Origin of the sequence: Legionella bozemanae (assembly GCF_900450575.1) — a bacterium.
In the GTDB taxonomy this organism is placed as follows: Bacteria; Pseudomonadota; Gammaproteobacteria; order Legionellales; family Legionellaceae; genus Legionella; species Legionella bozemanae.
Map to the genome: position 1 here is coordinate 356,023 of NZ_UGGY01000001.1, position 19,762 is coordinate 375,784.

A 19,762-nucleotide genomic window follows, 5' to 3' on the forward strand; every position below is an offset into this window, starting at 1 on the left:
AAGAAGCATGAGTCAATATTTGCAACTTGCCGAAATGAATTTACCTGTGGGAAGCCTTGATGCTTACATTCACAGGGTTAATCAAATTCCTATGTTGTCTTTAGAGGAAGAAATTGCCTGTGCCGAGCGTTTTCATGCTGAAGGAGACCTTGAGGCTGCGCGGCGATTGGTTCTTGCTCATTTGCGTTATGTTGTTCGTGTAGCTCGTGGTTATTTGGGATACGGCTTGCCTCTGAATGATTTGATTCAGGAAGGTAATATTGGTTTGATGAAGGCAGTAAAACGTTTCGACCCTAAGATGGGCGTACGTCTTGTTTCCTTTGCGGTACATTGGATAAAAGCAGAAATCCATGAATTTGTTTTACGCAACTGGCGTATCGTTAAAATTGCAACAACTAAAGCACAGCGAAAGTTATTTTTTAATCTTCGCCAAATGAAAAATCGTTTGGGCTGGATGAGTCATGAAGAGGTAACTGCTGTAGCAAATGATTTGGGTGTAAGTCGCGAAGATGTGCTAGTAATGGAGCAACGTTTGAACGCTATGGACACACCTTATGATGCTCCTGATGCGGATGAACACGATGAATTTTACACAGCACCTGAGCGTTATTTATTTAATGCTAATGATGATCCGTCTGTGTTACTGGAAAAGGAAAGTGTTGGAGATCGTGGGCGTGAGAAGCTGATGGTTGCTTTAGAGCAGCTCGATGAGCGCAGCCAGGATATTTTACAACAACGTTGGTTAGCCGAAGAAAAGTTAACACTGCATGATTTGGCTAAAAAGTACGGGGTATCCGCGGAGCGGGTTAGGCAGCTTGAAAAAAATGCCATGAAAAAGCTGCGGCAATATATAGAAAGCGAGTAATTTCTTTAATTATATGTAACCTGAGTGAAATGAAGGATAAAAACCCTAATAGCTCAAGGTTCCCCATGTTAATGTTTTACTCGAACGGTTGGATTTGAGCGCAAGATGCGCCCAATACAGCCGTTTCCTTTTATGCCAAAAAATCACAAACTAAATGTCCTACTCGTTCATCTATTAAGACGCTCACATGATTTGCATCAGGAAGTAGACAAAGTCTGGAGTCCGGGTATTTTTTACAGAATTCAATCGATTCTTTAGTACTAATCGTTTTATCTAATTCACCGTGTATGCATAAAAAAGAAATGTTGGGTGATTGAGAAATGAAATGGTGTAAACGGACCAGATTAATGTCGAAGCGCGCTTGTTGCTTCATAACATGACGTAGCTGCAGATAACCATGGCCACTTAGTTTAAATTTTTTTGCAATCCGGTTAACGGGGCTCCGCATTTGTGTGGGCGATGCAATTAAAATCGCCCGTTCTGGTTTATGATTTAATTGCCATTCAGGAAGTTGACCCGCAACATTCAGGGTGTTGAGGAGCATGGATCCGCCAAACGAATGGCCAATAACCGCATAGAAAGGTCCATGCTGATTGATTGCATCTTTCAAAATAGCGACTGCATCAGTCCAGGGTAATTGCAAACCTTTTGCTTCACCATGTGCCGGGAAATCAAGAGCATATACTTCATATCCTTGTTGATGAAGTGCCTGGATTATGCGAGCCATATATGCTGCACGTGATATCCATCCATGAGTGATCAGTACTTTTTTCCCCCGTGCATTTTTCTGTGGCGCGAAACGGTGTAATACATGATGTCGTGGAAATTCCTCATGAATTACCTCCGTACGTCTTGCTTCAATAAACTCACAAGCCAGTTTGGCAAAATGTCGATATTCTTTTTCCAAGGGAAAAAAGATAGGAGTAATAAAAGCCTGATAACACAATTGTGCATGTAAAACATCTCTTACATGGATTAATGATGAAGTTATCATGATTATATCCCCTTTAGAGTTTACTGTAAGTGTAGACTAAAAAAGAACACTCTATAGTTTTTTGCTCAATGGCCATTGCCAACAAGATTCTTTATGACATCTTTTGCTCTCTGTAAAAGCTGGATGGCAAGAGGGAAAATCGATTTCCTTGATGAAGGGAAGTAGTTGAAACTCAAAAATATTGTGTCGATCTAACAGAAAATACTCTGGGGGCTGTTGTTGACCTTAATGTAATTCATAACTTTATCTCTTTCATTCAATTTTATAAACTAGGTTCCTAAAAGTTAATTCTAGTTTTATTTCAGGGAGCTTGAGATGCATACTTCAAATTATATTTATCATGATAATGAGCAAGAACTCCATGGCTTTGTCGCATATGACACGTCTCGTGCTGAGCCACGTCCTGCAGTATTGGTAGTTCATGATTGGTCCGGTCGTAATGAATTTGCGTGCAACAAAGCAAAATTACTTGCTGAAATGGGTTATGTAGGCTTTGCAGTAGATTTGTATGGGGGCGGCCAGCTTGGCTCTACTACTGAAGAAAAACAAGCGTTAATGAACCCTTTGATTTCTGATCAACTTTTATTGCGCCGTCGTATTCAAGCTGGGTTGGCTGCTGTATGCTCCATGCCTGAGGTTGACAATAAGCGGGTTGCAATTATTGGATTTTGTTTTGGTGGTTTGTGTGCTCTTGAGTTGGCACGCTCTGGGGCAGATCTTAAAGGGGTCGTGAGTTTTCATGGTTTGCTGCACAAGCCTGGCAATTTAAAATCTGAACCAATAAAGGCCAAAATTTTAGCGTTGCATGGTTATGATGACCCAATGGTTCAACCTGATAAGGTACATGAATTTTGCAAAGAAATGACTGAAGCAAACGTAGATTGGCAAATGCATATGTATGGGCATATACAGCATGCATTTACTAATCCACTGGCACATGATACGCAATTGGGAACTATTTATAACGCAGTAGCTGCTCAACGCTCATGGGAAGCCATGATTGGTTTTTTGCAAGAAATTTTCATTAAGTAACCTCAACTTGATGTAAAAATCGAGCCTAGTCTTCGTTAAAAAGAGGCAAAAATGCTCGACAGGACTGTCTTTCACATATTCCCCTTTTCAAAATTGATTAAAAGGGGATATTTCATTATATTCCCATTGAAACAAAGCAAGAAAGCCAATTTTCTTACGCTAAAGTACTGGTAGCTGTATTAACTCTAAAAAAATCCCAGTGCTTGCAGGTTAAATTAAATTTTGGACTGTTTTGTAATCCAAAGGCACATGGGGCAGAATGATATCTGCTGGTACTTTCAATGAGTGTGGAATAAGCTCATCCAACATCTGTTTCCTTCAGGTGAAGACTTTAGGAATTATACGAACTGCGTATTTTTAATCAAACAGGGTGATCACCATATTGATATTGTTCCGAGCCTCTACATAATACAACAAAGGTCCTTTTCATTTTGCGTCTCCTGAGTAAGTTTTTTGACAACATAACCAGTTTCTCGCTTAAATAGAGCGAAAGCCCAGTTCCGAGATTTCACATTATAAAATTCAGCATAATTTTCGACCAGGTATTGAAAAGCTGGATCTAAAGCATCCATCATTTCGATAACTCGCTGATGACCAGACTTTGTCTCATCAAGTTCAATTCCAACAGCTTTAAATGCACTTGTTTCAACATCAACTTCACGCTGAAACAAGCCTGTGTGCAAGTGCAGTTTTTCTGCGAGTCTTAAGGCTAGCTGTGGTTCATTAGCATATTTCCCGTGTGCTCTGAAATGACGTCGCGGCAAAGTGTGCGGAATACCATCTACAAAAATTGAAGTCGTAAACTCATGGAAATTAAAATAAAGTGCAAGCGTTACTAAATTATTTAACTGTTTATTTTCCTGTAAGCCGCTATCATTTTTTACCCTCTCAAATAATACGCCCATCGTATTAAAGCGCTGCCGAAAATCTACGGGGTCTTTTTCAAGATGTCTTCTTAAAAAAGCAGCATGAATCAAATCATGTATTAGCACTTGAAGCGCTTGCACTGCCTGCTTTTTACCATCTACGACCATCTCTTTCACCCCGTCAAACTCTGGGTGTTCATGGCATGGCAGTGCAAGCATACGAAGACCAATAAAGTCTGCATTGGGATTCACTCTGAAAACAGTCATATCATTCAATTGTTGAATAGTTGACAACCCTGTTTTGGAAACATGACAGATAAATTTTGAATAATTCTGATTTTCAAATTCAGTTTTAATAGTCCATTCACCATAGGGATGAACAACACCATAAACCATCGTATTGATTTGCTTTTGGTATTCTTTTTCCAAAGATTCCAATGCAATCCCCGACATAATAGCGGAGAGTGTGTAGCAATAATAAGAATGCTCAAAAAAATTCATTTCTTCAGGAAGATTAACCTGAGAAAAATGAGTTTCAATATTGCGCAAAATCGAATTGGCTCGCTCTTTATTTTCCCACCCAGAAATAATGGTTTTTGCAAATTGCAAATCATGATCAAAAATCCGACGAATTATTTTTAAATGAATTTTTTCAGGAAAAACGGCATCTTCTGCAACCAGCAACTTAAATAAATCAAATCGCAGCTGCGCGCTGACAGCTACTTTCTTTGCGATAATATTTTCTAATCTTTCTTCAATTTTCCCAAGCTCTATATCATTCATTTTTTCTCGCCAGCAAGCCCCTTTATTTTCAGCAGATGATTTTACATAATGACCATTTTTTGTCAAATTTATCCCCTTTGGATTTGATATATTATTGAACAATAACTGTGCTGAAATAAGTCACATGATGATTTTGCGGACAATAAACTATGGGCAAAAATCAAAAGAAACTCGCAAAGAAAAATTATAAGAGACTTTCAGATGAGACATTAGAGAATCTATCCGGAGGAGCTTATACGTCGGACAGTGCAGAGGTGAGTGGCTCAAGATGTACACAAACAACGAGGAAAAGACCTTGAGGTTTACTTGTAAGCCCCCTTCCTGCATGCGGAATGAAATTCCACTCTGGATTGCTCAGGGCTGTCATCCATTCAAAAAGAGCCCATTGCCCAAATAAATCCGCTGAGATTATTTGATTCAATTATCACATACTGTGTACGCTGCGCTTTGGTATCCGAAAGCCAAGTTATTCACGTGAAAGGAAACAGGTCCTATAATCTGAAAATATTCCGGCTGCTGCGTTTTTTTCATAAGCCTTTTACTATTGTTGCTAAATATAATATCATTGCATTAACAAAGTTCTTACTCTCCTCTTTTTGTTAAAAATAAGCAATAAAAAAATCAATTAAAATTGTGGAAAAATGGTACAATTAGTAGGAGTCAATTCAAACTTGAGTTTTTCACCCCAATATAACACTATGAAATTGCATCACTTTTTTGAACAATCAGTTGATAATTATCCAAGCAATATTGCTTTGATTTGTGATAATGCATTTATTTCCTACCAGGAATTAGAAAATCGTGCGAATCAATTAGCTCATTATCTCTATGAGAATAAAATATCCAGGGGAAGCATTGTGGGTATTCTGCTAGAGCGTTCAATAGAGTGCTATGTTGCTATACTCGCCATTTTAAAAACAGGTGCGGCTTATGTACCTATTGAAGTAGATTATCCTGACGAACGTATTAACTATATTTTTTCTGATCTGCCCTTTGATGCAGTTTTAACTTCCTCTATGCAATTGGCCCAAAAAAATCTGACATGGCCAACTTTTTATGCAGTTGATACGCTTGCCAAAGAAATTTCCAACTACTCCACGCATAGGCTAACTACCCAAGGCGATTTAAGCGCCGATGATTTGTGTTATATCATTTACACTTCGGGATCAACAGGAAAGCCCAAAGGAGTAGAAATTACGCAACGCAGCATTTGCCATTATGTTGAAGTTGCGAGCAAGCTTTATGATATAAAGAGTTATGATAAGGTATATCAAGGTTTTTCATTGGCATTCGATGCCTCTTTAGAAGAGTTTTGGATGGCTTTTGCTAATGGTGCTGTCCTTGTTGCATGTACTGCAAAAGAGGTGCGCTCTGGTTTGGGCCTGATTTCTTTTTTGCAACAACACCGGGTTAGTGTTTTTTCAACCGTTCCTACTTTATTGTCTTCCTTAGAAGGACAATTACCTGATCTGCGTCTTTTAATCTTAGGAGGAGAGACTTGTCCACCTAGTTTGGTTAAGCGCTGGAGTAGAGTAGGTCTGCGCATTATCAATACTTATGGTCCTACGGAAGCAACAATTATCGCGACTTATGCAGAATGTCATCCTGATCAAGGCATTACTATTGGTAAACCTTTACCTGGTTATGAAGTACTCGTTGTGGATGAACACTTGCAGGAAGTAGCAGACGGTGAGGAAGGCGAGCTTTGTATTGCTGGAGTTGCCTTGGCTCGTGGTTATGTCAATCGGCCTGAGACTACAGCAGAAAAATTCGTTTTAAATCCTGTAAATAAAAATCAACGTTTATATCGAACAGGTGATTTAGTTTCAAGAGATTCTAATGGTAACTTGCATTTTGCAGGACGTGTGGATGATCAAGTTAAATTGCGTGGGTTTCGCATTGAACTCAATGAAATTGAAACCGTTATTATGCAATATGGCGGAATTAAACAGGCAGTGGTTTCCTTGCAAATACTGGAGCAACCTATTTTAGTTGCTTATTTGATTCTTGACGCACATAAGACGTTCGATGTAAATGAATTTAAAGCTTTTTTAAGGTCACGCTTACCGGATTATATGCTCCCGTCGTTAATCGAAATTTTGGAAACTTTTCCAGTTTTAGCGAGTGGCAAGGTAAATCGTAAAGAACTTCCTAAGCCAATACAACAAAAAGAAGAAAATCTTTATAAGGCACCTGAATCTGAATTGGCTAAGGAAATGGCAGGTGTTTGGGAAAAAGTTTTTGATTGTAAGAAGATTTCTGTAAATGCAGACTTTTTCTATGATTTAGGCGGACACTCATTACATGCGGCAAAAGTGATTTCTAATTTGCGCAAAATATCTGCCTTAAAAAATATCTCAATTTTGGATTTATATAAAAATCCAACCATTGCTCAGCTGGAGCAGAAGTTTCGTGAACCTCATCTCAATGCACATGTTGATGAAAATCAGCCAGTTCCCAAAAAGTATAGGGTGCCACAATGGAAATACTATGTATGTGGTATCGGTCAGTTTTTTGGTTGTTTATTGCAATATGCAGTAGGCACTTTACAACTGCTCGCAGTTGTTTTGTGTTACAGCTGGGTTAGTTCTGAATATTCAATTATTTCCAGGGAATCCCAGCTTGCATTTTTAGCATTATTTTTATCTATGCCAATCATTTCGTTATTCATTACGATTGGTTTGAAATGGCTCTTACTGGGTCGAGTGAAACCTGGAAAATATCCGCTTTGGGGGTGGTTTTATTATCGCTGGTGGTTAGTACAAAGACTGCAAAAGAATTTGTTTTTAGCTAAATTTTTAGTTGGCTCGCCATTGGCCGCTATTTATTATCGCTTATTAGGTGCCAAAATAGGTAAAAACTGTTATTTGGGTTCCATGCAGATTTCTGCCCATGATTTATTAACTATAGGAGATAATACTTCTATTGGTGCTGATTGCAGGCTTAATGGTTATATCGTTGAAGATGGATGGTTAAAAATAGGAGCCATCAGTATCGGTAATAATTGTTATGTAGGTTCCCGTGCAGTAGTTGGATTAAATACTCAGATTGAAGACAATGCGGTGCTGGATGAAATGTCCATGCTGCCTGATCACAGTTTAATTTCTCAAGGAACCTATTTTTCAGGTTCTCCCGCAGTCCCTGGTATTATTCCTGTTGACCATATTACCCGGAAAAAAGTTATCGTTGAAGAATCGAGTATGCTGGAAAATACTCTTTTTGGTATTTTGCATTACTTAGGCATCGTTTTTGTCATGGGGATATATTACTTATGTTTAATTCCCTCAATCTCTTTGATTAGCTATTACTATGATCAAAGCCATTATTTTACGACGATGTTTTTTGCCATACCTTTAGGGGCAATTCTCTTTTTAGGCTTATATTATTCATGCATTGTGCTCTGTAAAAAGATTATTATGGATAAGGTCAAACCAGGAAATTATCCCTTGAAGAGTTTGTATTATTTCCGTCATTGGATCATGGTGAAATTACTGGACGGGGATGAAATCTCCGTAATGGCAGATACCTTGTATATGCCAGCTTTTTTACGTTTATTGGGGGCAAAACTGGGTAAAGGGGTAGAAATGGGAGAAACACCTCATATTATTCCTGACCTGGTGACTATTGAAGAAGGTGGTTTTACTGCCAGTTCAGTCGCTTTAGCCTGGCCTCATGTATACAATGGGTTCATTTCTTTTGCTCCGGTGGCAATCGGACGTAGAGCTTTTGTAGGGAATGTGAGTTTGTTGTCTGCAGGTAAATCCATGGGTGAGGGTACTTTATTAGGATGTTTATCGGTAACTCCGCCAAGTGATAAAGCAATGGAATCTTATTCTGCGTGGTTAGGTTCTCCGGCCGTCTTCCTACCAAAACGAGAGTTATTTGTTGGTTTTTCTGATAAAGATACATTTTATCCATCTAAAAAGCTCTATTGCATGCGTTTATTCATTGAGTTTATGCGAATTATTTTACCATCAACATTTTCATTGATTGGGTTATTCAATATGCTTTATGTATTGGATTATATGTTGAGCAAATATTCGTGGTTTATTACAGCGCTGGTTCTTCCGCCAACAGAAATGTTTATTACCGTCTGTCTTGTTGGAATATTGGTTGCTCTGAAATGGGGAATTTTAGGTAAATTAAAACCTTTGACTAAACCTATTTGGGACTCGTTTATTTGGAAAAATGATGTGATTGAATATTCATATAATTATTATACGAATCCCCATTGGACCAACAAAGTTTTAGGAACTCCTTTTGCGCTTTGGGTACATCGTTGCCTGGGAACCAAAGCAGGGAAGAGGGTTTTTACAGATAGTGCGGAGTTTTCTGAGTTTGATTTAATTACCATTGGTGATGATGTCTGCATTAATGCTGAGACAATAATCCAAACTCATCTCTATGAAGATAGAATATTTAAAGTATCTCATGTCACTATTGGTTCTGGCTGTAATGTTGGTGTAGGTTCAATTGTTCTTTACAACACGCTAATGGAGAACAATTCTTCTTTAGGTAGTCTTTCTTTACTCATGAAAGGGGAATGTTTACCGGAAAATACCCATTGGGCTGGTATTCCTGCACAATCTACTGCTCTTGGCATGCCACATCAGCACATTGTTTCACAGCCTGCTACAACGAAAGAGGTTCCAGACGAAGCAATTCCCGAATTATTGTAGATACTGGATGCCTGCAACTGCCTCTTGATCAAATCTCAGCCCACACCTCGCTGCTTTTCCCTGAGAGAGCCACGCGAAATTTACCCTAATAAATAATTATCAATGAGTCGTATGTCACCAATTCGTATTGCCGCAAAGCGACGATTTTGATGCTCTTCAACATATTCTACAGTCATGCCTTTTGCAGTTAATTCCTTGATGATTTGCGCGCATGTTAACTTTTTTTGCTGGAATAGTGCTGCAAATTCTTCAGCTAAAGTTTTTTGCTCTTTATTGAGTCGGTTATTGCGCGAACTGTAAGCCAAACCACTTGCTTCACGAATTGTGGGACACACTTTGATTTCAATATCCATAAAAAATGCTTTAGCCATTCCCTGAATTAATAAGTATTGTTGATAATCTTTTTCACCGAAATAAGCGCGATGAGGCTTAACTAAATTCAATAGTTTCATGACAACAGTTAATACACCGTTAAAATGTCCAGGCCGATAAGCCCCTTCCATGAGTTGACAAAGCTGGCGCTCATGCACCTGATAATTGTATCCATCAGCATAGATTGATTTTTCATCGGGAAGAATACAAAAATCAACACCGGAATCTTCCATAATTTTGAGATCTGCTTCTAATGTTCTAGGGTAATGTTTAAAGTCTTCAGCCTGATTAAATTGCGTAGGATTTATGAATAAGCTGGAAGCAGTATGGTCATTTTCTTTTTGGCTGGCTAAAAACAAAGACGCATGCCCGGCATGTAAATTACCCATTGTTGGTGCAAAGCCCAGAGTTAATTCATTAGATAAAGAGTTACGAAAGCGTAACCATTCGTCAAGATTGTGAAAAACGTGCATGAGTTACTCCTAAGCGAACAGAATAACTCTCATTACCTTATTCTGAGAATTATTCTGCTCTCCGATTAAAATGAATGTTCAGTTGTTGGAAAACTAACTTGTTGAACCTGTTGAACATAGGTATTTAATGCATTCAACAGAATTTCTTTGCCTTGAATGTATCTTTTAACAAATTTAGGATTAAAATCAGTTTGTAAGCCCAACAGGTCATGCCAAACAAGCACTTGTCCATCGGTATGAGAACCCGCGCCAATACCAATTGTAGGTATATTCAATGACTTAGTTATTGTTAAGGCCAACTGTTGAGGTATGCATTCGAGCACCAGAGCAAAACAGCCTGCTGCTTCTAGTTGATAAGCTTGCCGGATAAGTTTTTCTGCCTGTTCCTCGTTTTTTCCCTGTACTTTATAGCCGCCTAATTGATGAATGGATTGAGGGGTTAAACCGATATGACCTATAACGGGAACACCCGCATTGACTAGATAAGAAATAGTCTGGCATGTATCTGCATCAGCCCCTTCAATTTTCACCGCATGGGCTCCTGCTTGAAGTAGGCGTTTTACATTTTCTACAGATTGAGTCAGTGAGTTTTTATGACTTAAAAAGGGAAGGTCGCTGATTAAAAATTGCTGTTTTAAGCCACGCGCTACTGCTTGGGTATGAAGGATCATCATCTCCATAGTAGCCATAATGGTAGTATCATGGCCATGTACTGCCATGGCTACAGAATCTCCGACCAAAACACAATCAATATTTGATTCAGCTACAATGCAAGCAGATGGATAATCATAGCAGGTAATCATGGAAATTTTTTGTTGTTCTTCTTTTTTACGTTTGAAATCATGAATTTTCATGCTGCGTTACTCCTTAATGAAGAGAAGTAAGCATGATGATAAAAAGTGAGACACACTACAGGTACCTGTCGCATGGATCAAGTCCTCCAAAAAAATTAACAATGAAAGTCGCTGCCAACTCGGGTCAGCGCATGATGTACAGCTATTAGCTAGCGCACAATGACTATCATATTGTAAATTTAGGTAGTTGAGAAGTAGTCGATAAGTGACTCGTAGGGGGCAATCTCAACTATCATATTATTATGGTTTATAGTATGCTCAACCGCTGGCAAAAAGGTACAGTTAGGAAGGCATCTGTTGAGCCATTTTTGTTTTTGAAAATCTTTTCAGAAATCTTACAGAAAATCGAGACTTAATCCAGACCTTCCAATACTCTTAATTTTTATTTATGGCAAGTGCTATCCAGATAAAGCCAAAGTGTAGGCGTCAATAAAATCTTCATAGTTAAAAGTGAGGAATTAATATGGAACTATTGAATAGGAAATTCTTTGCTAATTCTGACTCAACAGAAATAAAAGGCTTAACCGGCCTTCGTGGATATGCTGCACTTTGGGTTTTTTTCTTACATCTAACCGGGGGAGGGCAAGGCGATACTTTTGCAATGAAACTTGCCAGTTATGGCGCCTCAGGCGTTACAATATTTTTTGTGCTTTCTGGTTTTATCCTTTCCTATGTATATTCTTCCAAGTTTGCAAAAAAAACAATCGGATACCGTAGTTTTATGTTTGCCCGCTTCGCGCGCGTATATCCACTACATTTAGTGACATTGATACTTTATAGTGTTTTTGTCTGGGTGGGAATTGATGCTCAGCCAAGTAATACATGGAAAACATTTATATTAAACCTTACACTACTCCACGCCTGGGGATTCACCGAATTTCTTTCGTGGAATCAACCTTCATGGTCAGTAAGTACCGAGTTTTTCAGCTATCTGCTTTTTCCGCTATTCATCCGCAGACTTGCTAAAGCTCCTTTGTGGTTATTGTTAATCATTATGGCAATTATCTACTCTCAGATAAGGTATTCTTTTTATGATGCTCTTATAAATTGGGGAATAGCACATCAATTTCTAAATCCAGGCCGTCAATTTACATTTTCTCATGGAATTTCTCTAGTACTATTTTTCTGGGCATTCCTCTGGGGATGTATCGTGTATTTTCTGGTAGAAAAGCTCAAAAAATGGGTGAATAATAGCGTCGTTTATGATATTTTGACTCTAGTTGGCGTATCTCTTATTCTGAGTTTTTACTGTGCTACATTATGGGAAACAGTAGTTCCTGCCACATTGATTATCATGGGCCTTTCCAATAACTCAGGACTGTCCAAACTGCTTTTTGGGAATAAATTAGCATTTTTCATGGGCAAAATTTCTTATGCTCTTTATTTATCTGCACTTATGGTGCAAGTAATTTTACATCCCTTTCACTTACCCCTTGTCCTTGATTTAGCTGCTGCTATTGTCGTCGCTACGCTGCTTCATTATTTCATTGAGCAACCTGCTCGCGAGCTATTAAGGAAGAAAATGAATTATTCGTTGAATAATGAGAAAAGCACTACCAGTGCCCTTGCACTGCAAAACTAGATTGGATAATCATCACTTATAAGCTGGGGGCTTCAAGCCTCTAGCCCATTTTATGCATTTTGTTCATCTATAATTCTGAGTTATCATTCAAGCTTTGTGTTGCCCACTGCTGTGGCAAGCTCAGAGTAGTCGTGTGCAAATGTATTTTATGACAACAGGTTTTTTATGCAAATTACTGAAAAATTAGCTATCCCTGGGGAACATGCTTTGTTTTTGCAAGGAGTAATTGGGAAACTGGAAGCAGTTCTAACTGTTCCAGAACAAAATCATTCTGCTTTTATCGCCTTTTTGGGCCACCCGCACTCCTTACAGGGGGGTACAATGAGCAATAAAGTAGTGACTACATTAGCACGTGCCTTTAAAGAATTAGGTATTCCTTCGTTACGCTTTAATTTTCGTGGTGTAGGCCAATCGGAAGGAGTTTATGACTCAGGGATTGGTGAAAGCGAAGACATGCTGGTTTTAGTTCGTGAATTACAAAAAGAGCAACCTGAGAAAAAACTCATTTTTGCTGGTTTTTCTTTTGGTTCTTACGTGGCTTATCGTGCAGCAGCCCAGTCAGATTCACAATTTCTAATTACGATTGCTCCTCCGGTGCATCATTATGATTATCGTGAGTTTAATCCTGCACCTTATCCCTGGCTTATGATACAAGGCGATGAAGATGAAGTAGTTCCTTCGGCTTTAGTTTTTGATTTTGCTTTCCAGAGCATACCTGAAATACCGGTAATTCGTTTTGCCAATACAGGTCACTTCTTTCATGGAAAATTAATCGAGCTGAAAACAATACTAATAGAATATATCCATTCTCAGGTTTTTTCATAATGAATTTGATGACTCAATATGAAGCTGCAATTCATCGCGGTGAAATTGATAATGATCCGTTACAACGGGACATATTGATGCGCTTGCAACATCTTGCCGATAGCGTCAAAAAATCGAATTCATCCTGGCTTTATCCATTCATTAAATCTCGGGTCAAAGGCGTATATCTTTACGGTCCTGTTGGCGTAGGAAAAACATATTTAATTGATTTATTTTATGATTGTCTTGAAGAAAAAAAGAAGGCACGTTTTCATTTCCATCATTTCATGCAACAAGTTGACACTCGGTTAAGACGATTGCAAGGACAAAAAAATCCGCTTCATAAAATTGCTAAAGAATTAGCAAAAACGATACGAGTACTTTGTTTTGATGAGTTTATGGTGCATGATGTTGCTTATGCCATGATTTTAGCTGAATTATTGCAAGCGTTGACTGCGCATGGCGTTATTTTGGTAATTTCTTCAAATATACCCCCAGATGATTTGTATCGAGATGGCGTTCATCGAAAACGATTTTTACCTGCTATTGCGGCAATTAAAACTCATTGTGACGTGCTGCATTTAAATGAGCAAAGGGATTATCGTGTTGGGCGAACCCCTTTATTAGATGCTTATTTATTTCCTTTGAATGAGCATACTGATCAAACTATGAAAAAACAATTCACACTTTTAGCAGATGAATTTAAGGAAAATGGAGTTATTATGATACAAAATCGTGAAATTCCTTATCTTAAGCGCGCTGAAAAGGTAATTTGGTTTTCCTTTGATATTCTGTGTAATTTACCGCGTAGCCAACTGGATTATTTAGAGCTTGCAGATAAGTTTGATACTATTTTTCTAAGTAACATCCCTGTATTAACAGTCAATCATACATTACAAGCCATTATGTTCATTCATTTTATTGATGTGATGTACGATTGTGGAATTAATATTATCATTTCCGCAGAGGTAGCGGTTGATGAGTTGTATACCGAGGGTGAAATGAAAGAAACCTTTAAGCGTACCTTAAGTCGCTTATTGGAAATGCAATCAGTGGATTATTTAGCACGCCATCCCAAAAGAGAGCTTCAGGCATTCATTGCAGATAATTCTTAGTCGACGTGAGATGAAGTATTTGGATTTTGGCTTTATTTTTACCCAGACTACGAATGAATCAGATTAGGGCCTGTTTACATTTCTACTATCTTGGCCAAACTGCCCTAATTTTCTGCGCTCCGATGCGCATATACTTCATGTATGCTGCGCTTTGGTACTCAAAAATCCGGCCATTTTGACTCAAGCTAGCGAAATGTAAACAGCCCTAAAGTAAATGTATATTTTTTTTCTCATTTGAGAATGATTCTCGATTTCATTTATGCTAAAATTAGATTATTTCACGCGTTGCTGTTAGGACATGATAAAAATTACAGAGTTAGTACAAGGTGATCGAGTACGGTTAACCAGTTTTGGCGCAACCGATATGCAGTACAGGCGTAGACTTTTATCTTTAGGTGTAACTTGTGGTACAGAACTCTTAGTCGTTCGAATTGCTCCTTTAGGATGTCCTATACAAATCGAAGTCAGAGGAACTGCTTTAACGTTGCGCAAGGAAGAGGCGAGCCAATTGATTTTGGAGCGTGTATGACTCATGTGTTGTTAGTCGGTAACCCAAATTGTGGTAAAACTACATTATTTAATGCATTAACTGGTGAGAATCAGCGCATAGGCAACTGGCCAGGTGTTACGGTTGAAAAAAAAACGGGAGCGTTTCTTGTAGGCCAGCACCGATTTGAAGTGACTGATTTGCCAGGAGTTTATTCTCTAGTAGCTAATGCGGATGGTATCAGTCAGGATGAACAAATCGCTGCCCAGTCTATTGCTACTATGCAGGCAGATTGCATCATTAATGTGATCGATGCCTGCCATCTCGAACGGCATTTGTATTTGACCACTCAAATCCTGGAGTTAGGCAAACCGGTATTACTCGCACTCAATATGATGGACATTGCCCAGCAACGGGGTATATCCATAGATCCAAATGCTTTGTCACAACAATTAGGTTGCCCTGTTATTCCGATCCAGGCACATAAAAAGATAGGTATTCCCCAGCTGGTGCAAGAACTGACGCGGATGCCACAGACGATTATTCCTTGGGCATTGCCTGTATCTAAATCCGTACAACAGACATTAATAACCTTGGAAAATACATTAATTCATGAAGGTTATAGCCAATCGCTTGCTTATTATTATGCACGCAGACTTGCTGAGGGAGATGGATTGTTATTCGGCAAGGAGGTTGCTAAGGGTTTGATTTTATTGAACGAAGAGGAATCCAGTCTTGATATCGTGTTGGCTGATGCTCGATATCAGGAAATACATAACCTGGTTATGGTTGTACAGAAAAAACACAGTGATGCTAGTGAACATTTTACTGCAAAACTCGATAAGATTATGTTGCATCGTTTTTTTGCCCTCCCTATATTTTTTGCCATGATGTATTTAATGTTTTTATTTGCAATTAATGTAGGTGGTGCGTTTCAAGATTTTTTTGACATCAGTACTGATACTCTATTCGTACAAGGCACTGCCTGGTTATTACAACAAATTCATGCTCCCAATTGGTTGATTGCTTTATTAGCAAATGGTGTGGGTAAAGGAATTAATACCACGTTAACGTTTATCCCTGTCATTGCTGCGATGTTCTTTTTCCTGTCTTTGCTGGAAACATCTGGATATATGGCAAGAGCAGCTTTTGTTGTTGATAAAGCAATGCGGGTAATGGGTTTACCTGGCAAGTCTTTTGTGCCGATGATTGTTGGTTTTGGCTGCAACGTTCCTGCGATTATGGCAGCGCGCACCTTAGATTCAGAACGTGATCGGTTATTAACAGTAATGATGAGTCCTTTTATGTCATGTAGTGCACGTCTAGCCATTTACGCTGTATTTGTCGCTGCATTTTTTCCTTCCGGTGGACAAAACGTCGTGTTTTCTTTATATCTTATCGGAATTTTGATGGCTGTATTAACAGGATTTATCTTGCGTAAATCCATGTTAAAAGGGAATGCCTCTCCATTAATTTTGGAGCTTCCTGCTTATCATAAACCGGCACTCAAGCGATTATTTAAAGAAACTTTTATGCGACTGCGTTTTTTTATAGTACGGGCAGGTAAATTAATTGTGCCAATTTGTGTTATTTTAGGCGGTTTAAATGCCATTACTTTGAATGGTGGAATTAATTCAGGTGAAGCCAGTACTCAATCATTATTGTCTTTAATGGGACAATGGATTACTCCTCTATTTGCGCCTATGGGAATTCATCAAGATAACTGGCCTGCGACAGTAGGTTTGTTAACAGGTATGTTAGCCAAAGAGGTAGTGGTTGGTACGCTAAATTCACTCTATGCACAGATAGGTCATGTGGGTGAAATTGCCACTGCGCATTTTGATTTTGTAGCAGGTATGAAGGCGGCCCTTTGGTCTATTCCGCAGAATTTAGCGCAACTCGGTTCTGCTTTGTTAAATCCTGTATTAGCTAGTGCAGCAGATAATCCAGTCTCTCAGTCAGTATATGGAATTATGGCACAGCGGTTTGATGGAAAAATAGGGGCGTATGCGTATCTGTTATTTGTTCTACTTTATATTCCCTGTGTCTCTACCATGGCGGTAATTCGTCAAGAGGCAAATAGAAGATATATGTGGATTTCTGTAGTTTGGTCTTTTGTTGTTGCCTATATCGCAGCCGTTTCATTTTATCAAGTGGCTAAATGGATGCAGAATTCGGAACAAAATGTTCTCGGAATTATCATATTTTTCTTCATTTTATTTTTTGCTATAGGGTTGCGTCAATACATCAAACGCAGCACAAGGAGAAATCATGTTGTTGCAAATACGTAATTACATTTGTCGTGAAGGTATAGTAAGCACGCAACAATTGACTCGAGAGTTTCGCTTGGATCTCCCAGCATTACAACCTATGCTTGATTTATGGATAGGTAAGGGCGTAATACGTAAGTGTCAGGAAAAGGCAAATTGTCAAAGCACATGTTTTAAGTGCCGCTCTAACTCCCCTGAATATTATCAATATCTTTTGTAATTTATTGCACTCTCGAGTTACATTTTTTTACGGGTTTTTTACTTAAGTTATTTTAACTTTCGTGCTCATTCACCAAATTTGGGCTAATATAATAATCATATAGTTTTGATAAATGCGGTATACAAATGGCTGATGAATCAGATATTCCTATTACTGAAGAAAACACAGATTTTCCTGATGCTGAAGAAAACTTCGAACTTTTAGATAACGAGAGCAGCATCGATTTTCGTAAATTGCAAATGGAAGAGGATTTAAATGATCCTGTAACTTTAGTAGAACGGGTTTATCAAATTTGGTGGCATTGGGCCGATTTTGAGCTTTATATTGTAGCTCCGACTATAGATATTATTTCCCCTGCCATAATTCTCAAACCTGAACTTATTCCCGGAACAAATGAGTTTGAATTTGTATATCCTATTCTTGATGCAGGATCAAAATTGTCTACTTCTAAAAGTGAAGAGATGCTCTCTGCTGGCATGTCCATGTATAAGCTCTATATGACCATAGAAAAAATGATTTATATACTCGTTGAGCGTTTAAAAGAAGGAGGCATTGATAAAGAAACGGAAGTACAAGTAGCGTTCGGCGGACATTTGCTTCCTCAAAGAAAAGCTTTTGAATCAATTATCAATTTGCCTTATAACGTTGTAGTAACTAACTTTGATCCAGGGGCATGGGGTGAGCGTTATTTACAGATTGTTAAACAAAATGCGGATAAGTATGGGTATCCTGCTGAATCCCCACGTGATACATTTAGACAGCTGCATAAAGGTTCTAGCTCAGGTCCTAAAAGGTAGGAATTTTTTATCTCGAATTTCCTGAGCTGAAGTTTTCCAATTTTCAAATGGTATTAAAGTGCTGCCTTAATTGAAGGAGTTTCTTCTTTTTTACGGCAATGCTCATCAATGTAATCAATGCAAACCTTTAATTTCTTATCAACTCCTCTCATTGCCTTTAATTGATTCACCGCCTCACTTGCTGTTTTATTCCTCACATCTTCTTCTGTTTCTTTGTCTGCTCGTTTTACTGTAGCAAGAATTGTTTTTACCTGCTTTAACTGGGTATTAAATAAATGACTCATAGTGGTATGATGATCACAGTAGTCTGTAAGTAGTGTTTTTGTCAGGGCTAAAGGATCGTGTTCCAAGTGATGCTGATGCATTATTTCGTAGGAGAGATAACTGGCAATTTCATGATTCCCGGCGTACTGTGCAATTTGTAACGCATTTTTAATGAAAGAGAGAGAAGGTTTATTCTGCTCATCTAAATTGCAAAGCAGCTGGACAACCTCAATGCGTCCTGTTCTGGCCGCAACGAGCAGTAAATTCCCAGCAGTTCTTTTGTCAGGTTCCATAAAGCTGCAAAGTGCCTTAAAAACGTTCCCTTGAGCATTTTCCCCTACTGTTGCTGTTAATGTATAAGTTAATGCCCAATTCATTGCCTTCTGAGAGGGTTTACCCCATTGGTCTTGAATGAAATAATTCAAAACCTGTTCCCATTCTCCATATTGGGCTGACAGGATGAAGTGTTTATCGGTTCGTTTCTGTAGGATATTTAATGCTTTATCCACCAGCTCTTTATCGGGTACATTTGCCGGCGGTTTTATGCTTATAATGGTTTTAATTGCCTCACATACCTTAGAAGAGGACCCTATATCACCATGACGTTCATATCGTATCATTCTTAATAGTGCAAGTTCTAAACTTGCATTGATTGCTCTTTTAGTGGGATGGAGTGCTGGAGCAGCTAAACGTGCAAGAGCGATAACCGAGTTCCAATTCTTGGTTTGAAGTGCTATTACTGTTGCAAGCTCGAACACTCTGTCCACCGCGATTTGATTTGGTTGCCGTGTTAGGCTAGTTAAGCCTAAAAGAGCGAGCACAAAATCCCAATTATTTGTTTTAGTTGCTGCTAATCCTGCATTTACCAATATTCTGTCTATAGCTTCCTGACTTGGTTTACGTGCTGGGGCAGTTAAGTTTGTGAGTGCGATAAAAAATTCCCAATTATCAGTTTTAGCTGCGCTCATTGCTGCTTGCTCTAACGCGCGCTCCACAATTTTTTGACTTGGTTGATGATCCTTTAATTTTAAGCTGCATAACATGATGACAATCTTCCATCGTTTTTCAGCCGCTTCTTCTGGAACTTGAGATGCTGCAACTATTGCTGTTTCTATTGCTTTGTCAATTGCTTCAGGTCGAATTTTGCTCACAGATAGGCTGTTTACAGTTCGAAAAAGACCTCTGGATGCTAGGTCGACCAGTCTTACTTCTTGTGAATTAAATTCAATTTCTGTCATGGAAGATTAACCTATAAAAATCAAAGCGCGTTAATTATACAATAAGTTAAATAAAAAACATCTGTTC

The 19,762-nt window shown here is 38.6% G+C and carries 15 protein-coding genes; 10 read left to right on the forward strand and 5 right to left on the reverse strand.

Going from position 1 to position 19,762, the window contains the following annotated elements:
• Positions 1-7 precede the first annotated feature (7 nt).
• Positions 8-865, forward strand: coding sequence for an RNA polymerase sigma factor RpoH (gene rpoH / locus DY223_RS01655; RefSeq protein ID WP_058458014.1), 858 nt, complete (start codon positions 8-10; stop codon positions 863-865).
• Positions 866-995: 130 nt separating this feature from the next.
• On the opposite strand, the gene DY223_RS01660 is transcribed toward rpoH, so the two are convergent.
• Positions 996-1,859 (reverse strand): alpha/beta hydrolase, encoded by an 864-nt coding sequence (locus DY223_RS01660; RefSeq protein WP_058458015.1) that lies wholly within the window; start codon positions 1,857-1,859, stop codon positions 996-998.
• A gap of 315 nt (positions 1,860-2,174) precedes the next feature.
• Between DY223_RS01660 and DY223_RS01665 the strand changes: the two genes are divergently transcribed.
• On the forward strand, positions 2,175-2,891 hold the full coding sequence (locus DY223_RS01665; RefSeq protein WP_058458016.1) for a dienelactone hydrolase family protein: 717 nt from the start codon (positions 2,175-2,177) through the stop codon (positions 2,889-2,891).
• Positions 2,892-3,292: 401 nt separating this feature from the next.
• Here DY223_RS01665 and DY223_RS01670 read toward each other — a convergent pair whose 3' ends face one another.
• On the reverse strand, positions 3,293-4,606 hold the full coding sequence (locus tag DY223_RS01670; protein WP_058458017.1) for a hypothetical protein: 1,314 nt from the start codon (positions 4,604-4,606) through the stop codon (positions 3,293-3,295).
• A gap of 575 nt (positions 4,607-5,181) precedes the next feature.
• Here DY223_RS01670 and DY223_RS01675 point away from each other — a divergent pair.
• Positions 5,182-9,219 (forward strand): Pls/PosA family non-ribosomal peptide synthetase, encoded by a 4,038-nt coding sequence (locus DY223_RS01675; protein ID WP_244944204.1) that lies wholly within the window; start codon positions 5,182-5,184, stop codon positions 9,217-9,219.
• Positions 9,220-9,299: 80 nt separating this feature from the next.
• Here DY223_RS01675 and panC read toward each other — a convergent pair whose 3' ends face one another.
• Both panC and panB read right to left on the reverse strand, forming a co-directional pair.
• Positions 9,300-10,064, reverse strand: a complete 765-nt coding sequence (gene panC / locus DY223_RS01680) for a pantoate--beta-alanine ligase (RefSeq protein ID WP_058458018.1) — start codon at positions 10,062-10,064, stop codon at positions 9,300-9,302.
• Between the two features lie 65 nt (positions 10,065-10,129).
• The gene (gene panB / locus DY223_RS01685; RefSeq protein WP_058458019.1) at positions 10,130-10,918 is read right to left on the reverse strand and encodes a 3-methyl-2-oxobutanoate hydroxymethyltransferase; all 789 of its coding nucleotides are present in this window, start codon (positions 10,916-10,918) and stop codon (positions 10,130-10,132) included.
• A gap of 463 nt (positions 10,919-11,381) precedes the next feature.
• On the opposite strand from panB, the gene DY223_RS01690 reads away from it, so the two are divergent.
• From DY223_RS01690 to DY223_RS01720, 7 genes are all read left to right on the forward strand, one after another.
• Positions 11,382-12,500 carry an acyltransferase family protein gene (locus DY223_RS01690; RefSeq protein ID WP_058458020.1) on the forward strand — a complete coding sequence of 373 codons (1,119 nt, stop codon included), beginning with the start codon at positions 11,382-11,384 and terminating at the stop codon, positions 12,498-12,500.
• 165 nt (positions 12,501-12,665) lie between these two features.
• The gene (locus DY223_RS01695) at positions 12,666-13,325 is read left to right on the forward strand and encodes an alpha/beta hydrolase (protein ID WP_058458021.1); all 660 of its coding nucleotides are present in this window, start codon (positions 12,666-12,668) and stop codon (positions 13,323-13,325) included.
• The gene (gene zapE / locus DY223_RS01700; RefSeq protein WP_058458022.1) at positions 13,325-14,419 is read left to right on the forward strand and encodes a cell division protein ZapE; all 1,095 of its coding nucleotides are present in this window, start codon (positions 13,325-13,327) and stop codon (positions 14,417-14,419) included. The genes DY223_RS01695 and zapE overlap by 1 nt, the downstream gene beginning before the upstream one ends.
• A 298-nt stretch (positions 14,420-14,717) precedes the next feature.
• Complete coding sequence (locus tag DY223_RS01705) at positions 14,718-14,948, forward strand: FeoA family protein (RefSeq protein ID WP_058458023.1); 231 nt, start codon at positions 14,718-14,720, stop codon at positions 14,946-14,948.
• On the forward strand, positions 14,945-17,197 hold the full coding sequence (feoB, locus tag DY223_RS01710; RefSeq protein WP_058458024.1) for a Fe(2+) transporter permease subunit FeoB: 2,253 nt from the start codon (positions 14,945-14,947) through the stop codon (positions 17,195-17,197). The genes DY223_RS01705 and feoB overlap by 4 nt, the downstream gene beginning before the upstream one ends.
• The gene (locus DY223_RS01715; RefSeq protein ID WP_058458025.1) at positions 17,178-17,396 is read left to right on the forward strand and encodes a FeoC-like transcriptional regulator; all 219 of its coding nucleotides are present in this window, start codon (positions 17,178-17,180) and stop codon (positions 17,394-17,396) included. The genes feoB and DY223_RS01715 overlap by 20 nt, the downstream gene beginning before the upstream one ends.
• A 125-nt stretch (positions 17,397-17,521) precedes the next feature.
• Positions 17,522-18,193, forward strand: a complete 672-nt coding sequence (locus tag DY223_RS01720) for a hypothetical protein (protein ID WP_058458026.1) — start codon at positions 17,522-17,524, stop codon at positions 18,191-18,193.
• A 53-nt stretch (positions 18,194-18,246) separates the two neighbouring features.
• Here the strand turns inward: DY223_RS01720 and DY223_RS01725 are convergent, their stop codons facing one another.
• Entirely contained in the window at positions 18,247-19,695 is a 1,449-nt protein-coding gene (locus tag DY223_RS01725) for an ankyrin repeat domain-containing protein (RefSeq protein WP_058458027.1), read from the reverse strand.
• Positions 19,696-19,762 lie beyond the last annotated feature (67 nt).